Raw genomic sequence first — 16,524 nt, 5'->3', positions numbered from 1 at the left:
ATCAGGCATGATCTCTCGCCGTTCAGGAGGTCGCCGCCGCAAGTGCGGCACGGCCTTTGAACTTCGCATAGGCGCGCTCGATGTCGGCATCATATTCGACGAACGGCGGCCGCGCGCCCTGCTTGAACAATTCGCGTCGGACACCGGGCGACGTGCCGGTGAGATAAACCCGCATCTTGCGCTTGTGCGCCTTGGCGGCGGCGCGCCCGATCACGTTCGCCGCAGTCGAATCCAGGAACGGCACTTCAGTGAAATCGATAATCAGCGCCTTGCGGTCGGTGAGGAGACCATCGAGCACCGCGCCGATGGTCGAGGCCGCGCCGAAGAAGAAGGCGCCGGTGATCCGATAGACCGTCACATCCGTATCGCGGGCCATGCTTGTATCGTAACGCGTGCGATCCTCGCGAAGATCGGACTCATCCTCGACGGCGAGCGGGACATGTTTCTCGATTTCGGCAATCTGCGCCATGCGGTGAATGAACAGGATCGAGCCGAGCGCGAAGCCCACGACGATGCCTTGCGTCAGGTCGCGGAAGATCGTGAGCAGGAAGGTCGCGAGCAGCACGGCCGCATCGCCCCAGGACGAGCGCACAAGCGTTGCGAATTCATGCTTCGCCGCCATGTTCCACGCGACCACTGCAAGCACCGCCGCCAGAGTCGCGAGCGGAATGAAGCTGGCAAGCGGCGCGGCAATCAGCACGAACAGCAAGAGGAACGCCGAATGCAGCATGCCAGCGATCGGCCCGCGCGCGCCGGAGCGGACGTTGGTTGCGGTACGCGCGATCGTTCCGGTCACGCAGATACCGCCGAACAGCGCGGAGCCGATATTGGCGATGCCTTGGCCGACGAGTTCGCAGTTCGAGCGATGACGCCGCCCCGACATGCCGTCGGCGACCACCGCCGACAACAGCGATTCGATGGCGCCGAGAAGCGTAAACGCCAACGCGTCGGGGAAGACGGCGTGGATTTTCTCAAGCGACCACATCGGCACCGCCGGCGCAGGCAGGCTTTCGGGAATGCCGCCGAAGCGCGTGCCGATGGTTTCCACCGGCAATCCGAACACCCACACCGCAAGCGCGCCGACCGCAACCGCGATCAGCATGCCCGGCCAGTTCGGCCGCCACTTCCGGAGGCCAACGATGATGGCAATCGTCATCACCGAGACGGCAACGGCCGAAAGATTGGTCGTGCCGATCGCACCCGCGAGCGTCTCGATCTTGGGAATGAGTTCACCGGGCTCCTTGCCGGCGAGCGTAATTCCGAAAAGATCCTTCACCTGACTCGCGAAGATGATGACCGCGATGCCGGCGGTGAAACCGATCGTCACCGGATAGGGGATGAACTTGATGTAGGTGCCGAGCCGCAGGAATCCCGCCGCCACCAGAAACAGGCCCGACATCAGCGTCGCCAGAATCAGCCCGTCGATGCCGTGGCGGTCGACGGTCGCCGCGACCAGCACGATGAACGCGCCCGCCGGGCCACCGATCTGGAAACGGCTGCCGCCGAACAGCGACACCAGGAAGCCGCCGACGATTGCCGTGTAGAGGCCACGATCCGGCGTGGTGCCCGAAGCGATCGCAATCGCCATCGACAGCGGCAACGCGACGATCGCAACGGTCAGGCCCGCGACGATATCCGAGCGCAGATCGCCCAGCCCGTAGCCTTCGCGGAAAACGGTGACGATCTTGGGCGTGAACAGCTCGACGAAAGTCGGCGCGGACGATCGTTTTGCGCTATCCCGCTTGCTCCTGCCGGAGCGATATGAAACGGACTGGTTCAACGCCCGGGCCGCAATTCCAGACTTTGCACACCAGCCGCAACATTGAGGCCGGTCTGACCCTGCAGGCTGAGCGGCTGCAACGCATATGAATTGGCCGAGCCGCCGATCAGCGCATTGGCGCCGAGGCCGACGCCGACCGCGGCGCTCGCGTTGACGCCGGCATAGTTGCCGGAAAGATCGCCCCGCCCGAGCTGGACGGTCGGCGCGAACACCACCCATGACAGCGCGGTCTGGTCGGTGATGCCGAGATCGAGCCCAAGCTTGGTGACGGTCGCGACGTAGAGATCGTCAGGGCGGCCTTCGGAGCGGAAAACGCAGCCAAGATTGTTGACCGAGCCGACCACCATTCCGACGTGTGGTCCGCCCCGGCATTCGAGCACTCCGGCCTGCACCCGGCCCTGCTGGGCCTCGGCGGCAACGGTCAGCGTGACGAGAGCGGCGGCGGTGAAAGACAGAACTGCGAAGGCGCGGCGCATGGACATCCCCCTCTGGCCGGCGCCCTCATGGCGCAGGGCCTTGACCTTTTATCCCCACCCGCAGGGAGAGTTCAACCGGATCGCTGCAAAGACCACCGCAAAGAAAACAGGCCCGCTTGCGCGGGCCTGTCCGATATATTTCAGAATTCTCAGAGCCGATCAGCGATGATGGCGCTTGTGCTTCTTCTTGACAGGGCCACGCTGCACGTAACCGACCGGGCGCAGCTCGAGGCTGACGACGCCGCCGGACACGTTGAGGCCGGTCTGGCCCTGCAGGCTGAGCGGCTGCAGCGCGAAGGAGTTCTCCGAACCGCCGATCAGGAAGTTGCTGCCGCCGCCGACGCCGATCGCGACGTTGCCGCCAACGCCACCATAGCGGCCGGAAAGGTCGCCGGGGCCAACCTTGACGGTCGGGGCATGAACGCGCCAGCCGAGCTGGGTCTCGCGGGTCGCACCGAGTTCAACGCCGAAACGGCGGACGGTCGCGACGTAGCCTTCCGGACGGCGGCCGCGGCTCTCGAACACGCAGTCGAGCTCGGTCACCGAGCTCAGGATCTGGCCGACGCTCGGGCCACCATGGCAGTGAAGGACACCGACCTGAACACGCTGCTGCGCATTCGCGGTGGCGAACGACGCGAGGAAAATGGCGGATGCTGCGCCGACGATATAGGAAAATCGCATGGAAGGTCTCCGACTACACGCAATCAACGGTGATGCGTTGGGATAGGTGGGAAGTTCGATAAGGTAAAGAGAGAGTTGCGCATTATCACGCTGCTCTCTCTCTGCAAGTCACAATGGCGAGACTAGTGTGGAGGTTCAGAAGTTCGCTTCATTTTCTCTGCGAGCCCCTCAAGCGAACTTCTGAACCTAAACCACACTAGAATCATAGATTTGCTAGTGTCCTTTCGAATCCGAAGTTCGCAACTGAGGGGCTGCATGATGTGACCAACTTCGGATTCGGGACACTAGCGCCAATTGCTTACCGCAAGTTTGCACAAAAACGCTGAATGCGATTGCATGCCTCTTCAAGATCGCTGTTCTTGGTCGCATAGGAAATGCGGAATGCCGGGCCGAGGCCGAAGGCCGAACCCTGCACCACCGCAACGCCCTCGCTCTCCAGAAGCTCGGTGACGAAATCCTCGTCGGTCGCGAGCTTTTTGCCGGACGGCGACGTCTTGCCCATGGTGCCGGCACAGGACGGATAGACATAGAACGCGCCTTCCGGGCGCGGACACTGAATGCCGTTCGCCTGGTTAAGCATCGAAACCACGAGGTCACGCCGGCCCTTGAAGAGCTCGGCGTTGGTGGCGATGAAATCCTGCGGGCCGGTCAGGGCCTCGAGTGCCGCCCACTGCGAGATCGACGCCGGGTTGGAGGTCGACTGCGACTGAATGGTCGCCATCGCCTTGATCAACTGCGTCGGCCCGCCAGCATAGCCGATACGCCAGCCGGTCATGGAATAGGCCTTCGAGACGCCGTTCACGGTCAGCGTGCGATCGTAGAGTTTCGGCTCGATCTGCGCCACGGTCGTGAACTTGAAATTGTCATAGACGAGATGCTCGTACATGTCGTCCGTCATCACCCAGACATGCGGGTGACGCACCAGCACGTCGGTGATGGTCTTGAGTTCGGCCTCGGTATAGGCCGCGCCGGTCGGGTTCGACGGCGAGTTCAGGATGATCCACTTGGTCTTCGGCGTGATCGCCTTTTCGAGATCGGCGGGCTGTAGCTTGAAGCCATGCTCGGCGGTGCAGACCACCGGCACCGGCGTGCCGCCGGCGAGTTCGACCATATCCGGATAGCTCACCCAGTACGGCGCCGGGATGATGACCTCGTCACCGGGGTTCACCGTCGCCATCAGCGCGTTGTAGAGTACCTGCTTGCCGCCGGCGCCGACCGTGATCTGGTTCGCGGCATAGGTCAGGCCGTTCTCGCGCTTGAACTTGGCGGCAATCGCCTCCTTCAGTTCGGGAATGCCGTCGACGGCAGTGTACTTGGTCTTGCCGGCCTCGATCGCCTTGATCGCCGCAAGCTTGACGTTGGCAGGGGTGTCGAAATCAGGCTCGCCGGCGCCAAGACCAATCACATTGCGACCTGCCGCTTTCAACTGTCGCGCTTTATCCGTGACCGCGATGGTCGCGGACGGCTTCACGCGGTCGAGGGCGGCTGACAGGAACGGCATCAATGTCTCCATCTGGACAAGCGAACGGCCGGGCTTGCGCCCCCCGGTTTCGCGATTTCGGCTAAAAGTGCGCCGCACACTAAAACTCCAGGGACCACGGTGCAAGGTGTCAACCGGCTCAATCCCCTCGCAAAAGACAGCCCGCCTCATCACGAAAGATTAAACCGGGTCACCTAGCGTGCGGTGCTCCCGCCAAGAGCGGGACGAGGCGATGGAATCGGCCCCCGCATGCGGCTTTTCTGGCACCAGGTGAGATCGGGAGAATGGCTCACGGTTGAGCGCATCCGCGGCTACAGCCTGATCGTGCTCGCGATCAGCGTTGCCGCGGCCATGGTCTGGCTCGGCCTTGCGGAGGGCTGGAGCGACCGCAACGGCAAACCGGTCGGGACCGATTTTTCCAGCTTTTACGCTGCGGGCGGGTTCGCGCTCGAAGGCCACGCCGCCGATGCCTATGACATGGCGTTGCACCACGCCCGCGAGCAGCAAATCTTCGGCCCAGCCACGCCCTATTACGCCTGGCTCTATCCACCGATCTTCTTTCTGATCGCGGCGCCGCTTGCAGCGCTGCCCTACCCGGCCGCACTCGCGCTCTGGCAGTTCGGCACGTTCGCGCTCTATCTCGCGACGATCGGGGCCATCCTGCGCCCCGTGCGTGACCGACCCATCGTCCGGCGCACCTGGCTTCTGATCGCAGTGGCATTCCCGGCCGTCCTGATCAATTTCGGCCACGGCCAGAACGGCTTTCTCAGTGCGGCCCTTCTCGGCGCGGCTCTTGTTGTGCTGCCACGCCGGCCGGTGCTAGCGGGCCTTCTGTTCGCAGCACTCGCCTACAAGCCCCAGTTCGGTCTCGCCATTCCCTTCGCACTACTCGCGGCGGGGCGATGGCGGACGATTGCCACGGCTTGCATCACACTCGCCTCGCTTATCGGCATCACGATGCTGCTGTTCGGCACTGAGGCATGGAGCGCGTTCCTCGCCTCGGCCGGCGTCTCGCGCAAACTTCTGCTCGAAAGCGGCGCGGTCGGATTTGAGAAGCTGCAAAGCGCCTTCGCCGTGGTGCGCCTCTGGGGTGGGGAAACCCCGCTCGCCTATGCCGTGCAGGCCCTCGTCTCGGGCGCGACCATCGTGAGCCTCGTGTGGGTATGGCGCTCGCGCTGCGACGCGGCCACCAAGGCGGCTCTGCTCGTGTCGGGCAGCCTTCTCTGCTCGCCGCACATCCTCGACTACGATCTGATTGCACTTGCGGTGGCGATCGCCTTCCTCGCGGCACGGGGCCTGCGCGAAGGCTTCCGCCCTTACGAGATTTCTCTATTGGCCGCGCTCTGGATCGTGCCGGTTCTCACCCGCACTGTGGCAGGAACACTCGCTTTGCCGCTCGGCTTTTTAGCGACCCTCACCTTTCACTTCACGATTTTGCTGCAGGCCCGACGCGAATTGCACACACAGCCCAACAAACTCGCAAAGATGTGATTGCACGCTGCAGAAGGCGGTTGATGCCACAAAGGCTGCGAAAAAGAGAACTTTCAACTATTCCAGCACAGTGCCCTTGCAGGCCTCCCACCCGCACCTCATTGTCTGTGCTGCGAAGCCTTACGTTGCCCGTGCGAACCTCTGGTTGCCTGCGCAAAGCTCTGCGGTCGGACACCTATCCACCGCCCAACAAGACGATGGACGGATGTACAAGCTCTATTCGATGCAGCGCTCGGGCAACAGCTACAAGGTGCGGCTCGCACTCGCCCTTCTCGACATTCCGTTTGAGGTGATTGAGATCGACATCCTGCGCGGGGAAAGCCGCACGCCGGATTTCCTCGCCAAGAATCCGCGCGGACAGGTGCCGCTTCTCGAAGTCAGCGAACAGCACTACCTCGCGGAATCGAACGCGATCCTCTGGTATCTCGCCATTGATACGGCGCTCGCGCCGAAAACTCCGATCGAGCGTGCCGAAGCGCTGCAATGGATGTTCTTCGAGCAGCATGCGCTCGAGCCGAGCGTCGGTGCGGCCTATTTCTGGCTGGCACTGGTGCGCGGCGGGCGCGACCTGCAGATGCATGCGCTTGAGGACTGGATGGAGCGCGGCTACAGCGCCCTCGGCGTGATCGAGGCCCATCTCCGGACCCACGACTATTTCGTGGCGGGGCACCTCACGATCGCGGATATCGCGATGTACGGCTACACCCACGTCGCCGAGCAGTGCGATTTCAGCCTGATGGAATTCCCGGCGCTGCGGACCTGGCTGCAGCGGATGGAGAGTGAGCCACGCTTCGTGCGCATGGACTGGGTCCGCGCAGCCACCGCCGGAAAGGACATCGGCCTCGTGGCACGGGTGGATTAAACGGACCGGCCAAGATTGGAACTCCCGGCCTACCGGCCACGTTTCCGCCTTATTCCAGCCCGGCGCTGCCAAATTTCAAACGGCAAAACCTGTCACTTCTTCGGGTGGGGTGATTCGCACCACGTCCAGGATGCCGCATGATGCGTTCGAAGACCGTCGTCCAAAACTCCAGCCCAGGCTCTCGTCAGGGCTTCGGATACCTGTCCGCGCCCTCAACCCCGCGTCTGACTCACAACCGCGCAGCCGCCGCCATTGCCGCGCTCTGCCTGTCCGCGGGGCTCGTCGTCTCGCTCACCATGCTGTCCATTCACGTTGTGAACGCCATCGTGTGAACGGCGCCATTAGGCTTGCACATTCCCACCCGCCCGGGGTTGCCGATGAAACTGTCGGTCGTTTTTGTTGCCGCATCGCTCGCTGCGGCCATCCTCATTCTCGCATCCCTTTTGATCCTGACGAAAGCGCATTCGGAGGACGAGACAGTCTTGTCCGGGCGTACGATCCTTTTGACGCCGACAACTGCGCCGTCTCAGCCCTTCTGGAATATCAAGAATGCGCCCGCCGCGATCAAGGCGAAGCCGACGGCGTGATTCCAGCCGAGCGGCTCCTTGAGATAAAGCGCGGAGAAACCGGCAAAGACGATCAGCGTGATGACTTCCTGAATGGTCTTGAGTTCGACCGGCGAATAGACCGCACTGCCCCAGCGGTTGGCCGGCACCGCGAGCCAGTATTCGAACAGCGCGATCCCCCAGCTTGCCATCACCACGAGCGCGAGCGGCGCGGTCTTGAAGCGCAGGTGCCCGTACCAGGCGAAGGTCATGAAACAGTTGGAGGCAAACAGCATCACGATCGGCAAAATCGCGGGAGGAATGGTCGGCATCGGATGTCCTGATTTGAAATAACGGAGCGAGGTCGAGGCCCGGCTTGGCACAAACCCGGCCTCCGATTGAAGGTCGGAGCGGAGGAGAATCCCTCCGTCATACGCCCGCAACAAATCACGGCTAGGTGTTGAATGCGACTGCTTTGCCGACGACGTCACCTGCGATCTCAGCCCACCCGTTCCCCCTACGGGCTCCGGCTTGCGGTCGCTTTTTTCTGCACACCTCTTGCGCAGCGGCAAGGTATAAGCGGCGAACTCGATATCTTCCCCGGTCCGTGATGATCCGCGCCGTTCTCGTCATTCTCACACTCAGCCTCACCTTTCTGGTGCTGGCGCCGCTGCATGTTCTCGGCCTGGTGTTGGGGAACGGCCTGCGACGCAAGGTGCCGGTCGTTTTCCATCGTATCGTGTGCCGGCTGCTCGGCGTGCGTATCCACGAGATCGGCGAACGCGCCAGTGCCGAACAAATCCTGATCCTGTCGAACCACGCCTCATGGCTCGATATTTCGGTGCTGAGCGCGCTCGCCCCTGTGGTGTTCGTCGCGAAATCCGAAGTCGCGGGCTGGCCGGTGTTCGGTCTGCTCGCAAAGCTGCAACGCACGGTCTTCATCGAGCGCGAGCAGCGCCACAAGACCGGCGAAGCTACTGCCGCGATGGCCAGCCGTCTCGACAATGGCGACAGCGTGGTGCTGTTTCCCGAAGGCACGTCCAGCAACGGCACCCGCATCTTGCCATTCCGTTCCGCGCTCGTCGGCGCCGTGCATCACACGATCGACGACCTCAACGGCCCGCGGGATGTCGTGGTGCAGCCGGTCTCGCTGGCTTATGTGAGGTTCGGCGGCGTACCGGTCGGCCGTGCGCTGCGCGACAAGGTCGCGTGGTATGGCGAGGCCGATCTCGTGCCGCATCTTCTCGGCGTGCTCAGCATGGGCGCGATCGACGTCACGGTGAGTTGGGGCGATGTTATCGCCTGCAATCCCGGTGCTGACCGCAAATACATTGCCCGCCGGGCGGAGAGCGCGGTGCGCACCATGACCGCAGCTGCCTTGCGCGGCGCGCACTAGCCGCTTTAGCTCTTGATCGCCGCAACGGATGGCGCGAGCCTGAACTCAGACCTCGCTGACCGGCTATGACCGATTCGTCGCCCAATCCCGCTCTTCCGATCTCGCGCCGGCTCCTGTGCGCGCGATGCGGCACGGCCTTCACATGCGACCTGTCCGGACAGTGCTGGTGCGTGGAAGAAACCATACGCCTGCCGATGCCGAAGGAAGGCGAAGACTGCCTGTGTCCCGCCTGCCTGCGCGCAAGTGCAAATACCCATCGCGAGGCCTGAAACAGGCCGCGCGCATTCAGGCAGCATCCACCACCGGGGCTTTTCGCGCCATGCCGTCGAACAAATCGAGCATGCGCTCGCGCCAGGCATGGATCAGATCGTCCGGCTTCAAAAGCTCGAACGGACTCGTCACCCGCGCCCACTGAAACGGTCCGAATACGACATAATCGGCATAGTTCGGTTTGGCGCCGCCGAGATACGGCTGCGTACGCAGCGTCATCCGCAGCGGGTGCAGCCAGCGGCGCAAATCGTCGAGCCGCGCTTCACGCCCGGCGACCACTTCTTCCAGAGGCTTGCCCATGCCCTTCTCGCGGGTCCTGCGGAAGTAATCCTTGTCGCCCGGATCGAGCTGCGCGTGGATATCGGCAATGATGAACGGCGCCATCTGGCCGATGGAGATATCGCTCCAGTTGTTGATGAAGCGCGCCATTGCACGTCCGCCCTCGCCGCCGAACAACGAGGGGCGATCCGGATAGGTCTTCTCCAGATATTCCGCGATCACCCAGGAATCGTTGACGCAGATTTCATCATCGACCAGCACCGGCACCTTTTCGGAGCCATGTGCGCCGATGACGTCCTTCTCAGCGAAACGCCACGGCACCGATTCGAAGTCCAACTCCTTGTGCGCAAGCGCCATGCGCGTGCGCCAGCAATAGGGGCTGAAAAGCCGCGCCGGATCGCTGCCGGCTAGCTCATAAAGTCGCCGTGCCACGGCTTACGCCTTGCCCGCGGTTTGGCCGAACAGAATCTTTTTCGATTCCTCATTCACCGTCGGCGTCTTGTCGGGATTCACCTGTTTCGCGAGCTTGTAGGCGCGTGCGGTGGCCGGCCGCGCATAGATCGCCTCGAACCAGCGCTTCAAGTGCGGGAAATCATCAAGATTCTGCTGCTGGTTCTTGTACGGCACGATCCACGGATAGCAGGCCATATCGGCGATGGAATATTCACCGGCGATAAATTCGCGATCGGCGAGGCGCTTGTTGAGCACACCATAGAGACGGTTGGTCTCCTTGATGTAGCGCTCCATCGCGTAGGGAATCTTCTCCGGCGCGTACTGCACGAAATGATGGTTCTGCCCGGCCATCGGCCCGAGGCCGCCCATCTGCCACATCAGCCATTGCAGCACGTCGAAACGCTTGCGCATATCGGTCGGCAGGAATTTGCCGGCCTTCTCCGCGAGATAAATCAGGATCGCGCCCGATTCGAAAATCTTCACCGGCTCGCCGCCGTCGTTCGGCGCCTGATCGATAATCGCAGGCATGCGATTGTTCGGCGAGAATGCGAGGAATTCCGGCTTGAACTGATCGCCTTTGCTGATGTTCACCGGCACGATTTTGTAGGGAAGACCGCTCTCTTCCAGAAACAGCGTGATCTTGTGGCCGTTCGGCGTGGTCCAATAGTAAAGATCGATCATGTTGTGGGTTCCGATGGAAAAGAGCAGATTCATGCGAATGCATGAACTTTGCGCGATTGCTCCCCCAAGTCAACCAGAACGCCCTGCCCTCACCGATTGTTCATTGCCGCCATGTAGCCGGCGCGGCTGATTGCACCGCTTCCCGCCCGGTGAGACAAACGACGTATCGCTTTAAAAAAGCCTGCCGAGGACGCCATGTCGTATTCCAAGACCGACCTGCGAGCTGCGTCCGAGGCCGGCATCATCTCGCCTGGGCAATTGGAATCGCTGCTGACGTTTCTGCAGGTGCGCGGATCGGCATCGCCGGCCACTGCGAAATTCGATGTCGTACATGTGCTCTGGTACGCCGGTGCGCTGATCGTGATCTCCGCAATGGGCCTGTTCAGCACGCTCGCGTTCGCGCAGATGGGCGGAAAGGCACTCACCGCGACCGCGCTGATCTACGCGGCGGTGTTTGCATATGCCGGACACTACCTATGGACCGTCAAGAACCTGCGCACGCCGGGCGGACTTCTGATTGCAATCGCGGTGTCGATGGCGCCGCTCGCGGTCTATGGCATGCAGCATGAGTTCGGGCTCTGGAATGAGTTCGGCAAACCGGATTCCTTGCGTGGCCCGCTCTGGCTCAAAGGAAGCTGGTTTCCGATGGAGATCGCCACGATTGCCGCCTCGGCTGTGGCGCTGCGTTTCTATCGCTTTCCGTTCTTCACCTTCATCATGGCATTGGCGCTCTGGTTCCTGTCGATGGACCTCGCGCAGTGGATCGTCGGCAAACCCCACAATTGGGAGATTTCACGCCAGGTCTCGATCTGGCTCGGCCTTGCCATGCTCGCTGCGGCCGTGGTGGTGAACGCACGCCAGCGCGCCGGCGATTTTGCCTTCTGGCTTTATCTGTTCGGCGTGCTCGCGTTCTGGGGCGGCATTTCCTTCACCACGAGCGGCACAGCCCTGCAGAAAGCAGCCTATTGCGCGATGAATGTCGGCTTCCTGTTTCTCGCCGTGTTCCTCGGCCGGCGGGTGTTCGCGGTCGCCGGCACCATCGGCATTGCCCTTTATCTCGGCGATCTTGCTGCAGTGGTTTTCAAGGACTCGCTTCTGTTTCCATTCGCGCTGTCGCTGATCGGCGTCGCCATCATCGCCTTCGGCCTCTACTACCATCGCTATCAGGCGGCGATCACCGCCTGGGTCGATGCACGCATGCCTGCGATGCTGAAACGGTTGAGGCCTGCCGACACCGGCGCTTGAAACCCTTTTCCTGTGCGCCTCGCGGCCCCATATTCGGCCCATGGCGAAAAATCCAGATTCTCCCAAAAATCCTCCGAAAGCGCCGCGATCGAAAGCACGCCGCGCCGCGGTGAAGCCGATCTCGCCCGCGCTTGCGGAGCTGTTGAATCCCGCGATCAATCGTGGCGAAAGCGGGATCGGTTCCTCCACCGGCCTGCAGCCGCCGCCGGACAATTCCTGGGACCGCCGCTCGGGCGGCGAGGCCGCGATCCACCGCGCACGCAAATCGACGCCGAAGACGTTCGATGCCGACGCGCATCATCCCGCTCCGCCGCAGCCCTATTCGCAATCGCAGGGCACGCAAGGCGGGATGGAAGAGAAGCCGCAGGCGATCTACGGCACCAGCGCCACCATTCCAACGCTCGACCCGGAGCTTGCCAAGCAACTCGGCTACGATGTCGAGGACGACGACGCGTTCCGTCCCGCGCGCAACAAGATGGAGGCACTCGGCGTCAAGGCGACCGCCGAAGCGCTGGAGGCGCTGATCCGCGACGGGCGCCCAGAATTCCGCGGCGACAAGATCTGGACGCCACATCGCCCGCCACGCCCGGAGAAATCCGAAGGCGGCGTGCGTCTCGAGTTGAAATCCGAATATGAACCGAAGGGCGACCAGCCACAGGCGATCAAGGAACTGGTCGAAGGCATCAACCGGCAAGACCGCACGCAAGTGCTGCTCGGCGTCACCGGTTCGGGCAAGACCTACACTATGGCGCAGGTAATCGCGGCAACACAGCGCCCGGCGCTGATCCTCGCGCCGAACAAGACGCTCGCGGCCCAGCTTTACGGCGAGTTCAAGAATTTCTTCCCGGACAACGCGGTCGAATACTTCGTCTCGTATTACGACTACTACCAGCCGGAAGCTTACGTCCCGCGCACCGACACCTATATCGAGAAGGATTCCTCGATCAACGAACAGATCGACCGCATGCGTCACTCCGCGACACGTGCGCTGTTGGAGCGCGACGACGTCATTATCGTTGCGTCGGTGTCGTGCATCTACGGTATCGGCTCGGTCGAGACCTACACCGCGATGACCTTCGCCATGAAGAAGGGCGAGCGTATCGACCAGCGGCAGATCATCGCTGATCTCGTGGCTCTGCAGTACAAGCGCACTTCGGCCGATTTCACCCGCGGCACCTTTCGCGTGCGCGGCGACACCATCGACATCTTCCCGGCGCACTACGAGGATCGCGCCTGGCGCGTGAATCTGTTCGGCGACACCATCGAGAGCATCGAGGAGTTCGATCCGCTCACCGGCCACAAAAGCGACGAACTCGAATTCGTCAAGATCTACGCGAACTCGCACTATGTGACGCCGCGGCCGACGCTCATTCAGGCGATCAAGAACATCAAGACTGAGCTGAAATGGCGGCTCGACCAGTTGCATGCGCAGGGCCGGCTTCTGGAAGCGCAACGCCTTGAGCAACGCACCACGTTCGATCTCGAAATGATGGAGGCGACAGGAAGCTGCGCCGGCATCGAGAACTATTCACGCTATCTCACCGGCCGCAAGCCGGGCGAGCCGCCGCCGACGCTGTTTGAATATGTGCCGGACAACGCACTGGTGTTCACCGACGAAAGCCACGTCACGATTCCGCAGATCGGCGGCATGTTCCGCGGCGACTTCCGCCGCAAGGCGACGCTCGCCGAATACGGCTTCCGCCTGCCCTCCTGCATGGACAACCGTCCGCTGCGCTTCGAGGAATGGGACATGATGCGCCCGCAGTCAGTTGCGGTGTCGGCGACGCCCGCGGCATGGGAACTCGAACAATCGGGCGGCGTGTTTGTCGAACAGGTCATCCGCCCGACCGGCCTGATTGATCCGCCGGTACATATTCGCCCCGCCCGCACGCAGGTCGACGACCTTGTCGGCGAGGTCCGTGAAACCGCACGCAACGGCTATCGCTCGCTCGTCACCGTGCTGACCAAGCGCATGGCGGAGGATCTCACCGAATATCTGCACGAGCAGGGTATTCGCGTCCGCTACATGCACAGCGATATCGACACCATCGAGCGCATTGAAATCATCCGCGATTTGCGGCTCGGCGCGTTCGATGCGCTGGTCGGCATCAACCTGTTGCGCGAGGGCCTCGACATTCCCGAATGCGCACTGGTTGCGATTCTCGACGCCGACAAGGAAGGCTTTCTACGCAGCGAGACCTCATTGATCCAGACCATCGGCCGCGCCGCGCGCAACGTCGACGGCAAGGTGATCCTCTATGCCGATCAGATCACCGGCTCGATGGAGCGCGCCATCGCCGAAACCGATCGCCGCCGCGAAAAACAGGTCGCCTACAACGAAGCTCACGGCATCACGCCGGAGAGCGTGAAGAAATCGATCGGCGACATTCTCAATTCGGTCTATGAGCGCGACCATGTGCTGGTCGAAGTCGGTGACGGCGGCATGGCTGACGACACAGTCGCCATCGGCCACAATTTCGAGACGGTGCTCGCCGATCTCGAAACGCGGATGCGCGAGGCGGCTGCCGATCTCAATTTCGAGGAAGCGGCACGTCTGCGTGACGAGGTGAAGCGCCTGCGTGCCACCGAACTCGCCGTGGTGGACGACCCAACCGCGAAGCAGAAGGCAATCACCGGCAAGGCCGGCGCCTATACTGGTACGAAGAAATACGGCGACAGCGCCAACCTGCCGCCCCGCGCGGACAAGTCGAAGCCGGGAAGCAAGTCGCGCATTCACAAGCCTTCGCTGGATGAGATGGGCATCGCCACCTGGCACGAGGTGAAGCCCGACCGCGCGGAAGCGAAGAAGCCGAGCCGTGCACGTAAACCGACGCTCGATGAGATGGGACCGGGCAGCGAGAGCCGAATCTACAAGCCGAAATCGATGCGCGAGGGCGGACAGGAATTCGGCGGCGTGGTCAAAGGCCCCGCGCCACGCTCAACCGGCGGCGCACCGGGGCATCGCGGTGGGTGGAAGAAGAGGTAGTTGCAGAACGATCTGTTTTGAATGGTTCAGGTTTACTCGGAATCGTCATGCGCGGGCTCGACCCGCGTATCCATCGGAAAGAAGAGTCCTTTCAAGAAGATGGATTGCCGGGTCAAGCCCGGCAATGACGACTTCGTTTTCATAACAAGAAAAATCGCTCTACCCGCCCACCCCCGGCGCTTCGTGCCCGGTGCGCGCGACATATTCCGTATAGCCGCCGCCATATTGATGGATGCCGTCGGGCGTCAATTCCAGCACGCGGTTGGAGAGCGCACCGAGGAAGTGGCGATCGTGCGAGACGAACAGCATCGCGCCCTCATATTCCGACAGCGCCGCGATCAGCATCTCCTTGGTCGCCATATCGAGATGGTTGGTCGGCTCGTCCAGCACCAGAAAGTTCGGCGGATCGTAGAGCATCTTCGCCATCACGAGACGCGCCTTCTCGCCACCGGAGAGCACGCGGCATTTCTTCTCCACATCATCGCCGGAAAAACCGAAGCAGCCCGCGAGCGTGCGCAGGCTTCCCTGTCCTGCTTGCGGGAACGAATCCTCCAGCGACTGGAAGATTGTGCGCTCGCCGTCGAGCAGATCCATCGCGTGCTGGGCGAAATAACCCATCTTCACGCTGGCGCCGACCGCGACGCTGCCGTCATCCGGGTCAGCCGCGCCCGCGACGAGTTTCAACAGCGTCGACTTGCCCGCGCCGTTGATGCCCATCACGCACCAGCGTTCGCGGCGGCGGATCTGAAAATCGAGCCCGTCGTAGATACGGCGCGCTCCATAGCCTTTCTGCACGCTCTTCAGCGTAACAACATCCTCACCCGAGCGCGGCGCGGCCGGAAAATCGAACGACACGCTCTCGCGACGTTTTGGCGGATCGACACGCTCGATCTTGTCGAGCTTCTTCACCCGGCTCTGCACTTGTGCTGCGTGAGACGCACGCGCCTTGAAGCGCTCGATAAACTTGATCTCCTTTGCCAGCATCGCCTGCTGGCGCTCGAACTGCGCCTGCTGCTGCTTGTCGGCCAGCGCACGCTGCTGCTCGTAGAAATCATAGTTGCCGGTGTAGGACGTCAGCGTACCGCCATCGATCTCGATGATCTTGTTGACGATGCGGTTCATGAACTCGCGGTCGTGCGAGGTCATCAGCAGCGCGCCGTCGTAATTCTTCAGGAAGCCCTCGAGCCAGATCAGGCTTTCGATATCGAGATGGTTCGACGGCTCGTCGAGCAGCATCACGTCAGGCCGCATCAACAGAATGCGCGCCAGCGCCACGCGCATCTTCCAGCCGCCAGAGAGATTGCCGACATCGCCGTCCATCATCTCCTGCGTGAAGCTCAGCCCCGCGAGTACTTCGCGCGCGCGGCTTTCCAGCGCGTAGCCATCGAGTTCCTCAAAGCGCGCCTGCACCTCGCCATAACGAGTAATGATCTCGTCCATCTCGTCCATGCGATCGGGATCGGCCATCGCGGCTTCGAGCTCTTTCAGTTCGGCCGCGACTTCGCTCACCGGCCCGACGCCATCCATCACCTCCGAGACGACGCTGCGGCCTGCCATCTCGCCAACGTCCTGGCTAAAGTAGCCGATGGAAACACCGCGCTCGACCGCGACCTGGCCTTCGTCCGGCAGTTCCTGCGCGGTGGCGAGGCGGAACAGCGTGGTCTTGCCCGAGCCATTGGGCCCGACGAGACCGGCCTTCTCGCCCTTGAGAAGCGTCGCCTGTGCCTCGATGAAAATGATCTGATGGCCGTTCTGCTTACCGATATTGTCGAAACGAATCATGATGCCGCACTGATTTGGGATTGCGCAGGCTCTTAAGGCATGCGGCGCGCTTGCGAAAGAGACAGTTCCATCGATGAACTGCGGCGAAGCGCGAGATTTCAGAAATGCGACAGCATT

15 protein-coding genes are annotated in these 16,524 nt (G+C 62.2%); 7 read left to right on the top strand and 8 right to left on the bottom strand.

What is annotated here, in order from left to right; translation table 11 throughout:
* Window positions 1-22: 22 nt before the first annotated feature.
* The 4 genes from OCA5_RS04735 to OCA5_RS04720 all read right to left on the bottom strand — a co-directional run bounded on the left by OCA5_RS04735 (window position 23) and on the right by OCA5_RS04720 (window position 4,438).
* On the bottom strand, window positions 23-1,780 hold the full coding sequence (locus OCA5_RS04735; protein WP_012564300.1) for a SulP family inorganic anion transporter: 1,758 nt from the start codon (window positions 1,778-1,780) through the stop codon (window positions 23-25).
* The gene (locus OCA5_RS04730; protein ID WP_012564301.1) at window positions 1,777-2,256 is read right to left on the bottom strand and encodes a DUF992 domain-containing protein; all 480 of its coding nucleotides are present in this window, start codon (window positions 2,254-2,256) and stop codon (window positions 1,777-1,779) included. The genes OCA5_RS04735 and OCA5_RS04730 overlap by 4 nt, the downstream gene beginning before the upstream one ends.
* Window positions 2,257-2,415: 159 nt before the next feature.
* A complete protein-coding gene (locus OCA5_RS04725) occupies window positions 2,416-2,937 on the bottom strand; it encodes a DUF992 domain-containing protein (RefSeq protein ID WP_012564302.1) in 522 nt (173 codons plus the stop codon).
* A gap of 298 nt (window positions 2,938-3,235) precedes the next feature.
* Window positions 3,236-4,438 carry a pyridoxal phosphate-dependent aminotransferase gene (locus OCA5_RS04720; RefSeq protein ID WP_012564303.1) on the bottom strand — a complete coding sequence of 401 codons (1,203 nt, stop codon included), beginning with the start codon at window positions 4,436-4,438 and terminating at the stop codon, window positions 3,236-3,238.
* A 228-nt stretch (window positions 4,439-4,666) separates the two neighbouring features.
* Between OCA5_RS04720 and OCA5_RS04715 the strand changes: the two genes are divergently transcribed.
* The 3 genes from OCA5_RS04715 (at window position 4,667) to OCA5_RS04705 (ending at window position 7,102) form a co-directional block, all read left to right on the top strand.
* Window positions 4,667-5,908, top strand: a complete 1,242-nt coding sequence (locus OCA5_RS04715; RefSeq protein WP_012564304.1) for a glycosyltransferase family 87 protein — start codon at window positions 4,667-4,669, stop codon at window positions 5,906-5,908.
* 205 nt (window positions 5,909-6,113) lie between these two features.
* A complete protein-coding gene (locus OCA5_RS04710) occupies window positions 6,114-6,770 on the top strand; it encodes a glutathione S-transferase family protein (RefSeq protein WP_012564305.1) in 657 nt (218 codons plus the stop codon).
* Window positions 6,771-6,907: 137 nt separating this feature from the next.
* On the top strand, window positions 6,908-7,102 hold the full coding sequence (locus OCA5_RS04705) for a hypothetical protein (RefSeq protein ID WP_012564306.1): 195 nt from the start codon (window positions 6,908-6,910) through the stop codon (window positions 7,100-7,102).
* Between the two features lie 194 nt (window positions 7,103-7,296).
* On the opposite strand, the gene OCA5_RS04700 is transcribed toward OCA5_RS04705, so the two are convergent.
* The gene (locus OCA5_RS04700; protein ID WP_013912886.1) at window positions 7,297-7,647 is read right to left on the bottom strand and encodes a DMT family protein; all 351 of its coding nucleotides are present in this window, start codon (window positions 7,645-7,647) and stop codon (window positions 7,297-7,299) included.
* Between the two features lie 278 nt (window positions 7,648-7,925).
* On the opposite strand from OCA5_RS04700, the gene olsA reads away from it, so the two are divergent.
* A complete protein-coding gene (olsA, locus tag OCA5_RS04695; RefSeq protein WP_013912885.1) occupies window positions 7,926-8,711 on the top strand; it encodes a lyso-ornithine lipid O-acyltransferase in 786 nt (261 codons plus the stop codon).
* A 65-nt stretch (window positions 8,712-8,776) separates the two neighbouring features.
* On the top strand, window positions 8,777-8,980 hold the full coding sequence (locus OCA5_RS18665; RefSeq protein ID WP_012564309.1) for a cysteine-rich CWC family protein: 204 nt from the start codon (window positions 8,777-8,779) through the stop codon (window positions 8,978-8,980).
* A gap of 16 nt (window positions 8,981-8,996) precedes the next feature.
* On the opposite strand, the gene OCA5_RS04690 is transcribed toward OCA5_RS18665, so the two are convergent.
* A complete protein-coding gene (locus OCA5_RS04690; RefSeq protein WP_012564310.1) occupies window positions 8,997-9,692 on the bottom strand; it encodes a glutathione S-transferase family protein in 696 nt (231 codons plus the stop codon).
* A gap of 3 nt (window positions 9,693-9,695) precedes the next feature.
* Complete coding sequence (locus OCA5_RS04685) at window positions 9,696-10,394, bottom strand: glutathione S-transferase N-terminal domain-containing protein (protein WP_012564311.1); 699 nt, start codon at window positions 10,392-10,394, stop codon at window positions 9,696-9,698.
* Between the two features lie 195 nt (window positions 10,395-10,589).
* On the opposite strand from OCA5_RS04685, the gene OCA5_RS04680 reads away from it, so the two are divergent.
* Together OCA5_RS04680 and uvrB are read left to right on the top strand one after the other, a co-directional pair.
* Window positions 10,590-11,639 (top strand): hypothetical protein, encoded by a 1,050-nt coding sequence (locus OCA5_RS04680; RefSeq protein ID WP_012564312.1) that lies wholly within the window; start codon window positions 10,590-10,592, stop codon window positions 11,637-11,639.
* Between the two features lie 40 nt (window positions 11,640-11,679).
* On the top strand, window positions 11,680-14,625 hold the full coding sequence (gene uvrB, locus OCA5_RS04675; protein WP_012564313.1) for an excinuclease ABC subunit UvrB: 2,946 nt from the start codon (window positions 11,680-11,682) through the stop codon (window positions 14,623-14,625).
* A gap of 159 nt (window positions 14,626-14,784) precedes the next feature.
* Here the strand turns inward: uvrB and OCA5_RS04670 are convergent, their stop codons facing one another.
* A complete protein-coding gene (locus tag OCA5_RS04670) occupies window positions 14,785-16,407 on the bottom strand; it encodes an ABC-F family ATP-binding cassette domain-containing protein (RefSeq protein ID WP_012564314.1) in 1,623 nt (540 codons plus the stop codon).
* Window positions 16,408-16,524: the final 117 nt, after the last annotated feature.

The organism is Afipia carboxidovorans OM5 (assembly GCF_000218565.1).
Taxonomy (GTDB): Bacteria; Pseudomonadota; Alphaproteobacteria; order Rhizobiales; family Xanthobacteraceae; genus Afipia; species Afipia carboxidovorans.
Note: the sequence above shows the minus strand (reverse complement) of the source record. Positions and strands in the feature narration are given on the sequence as shown.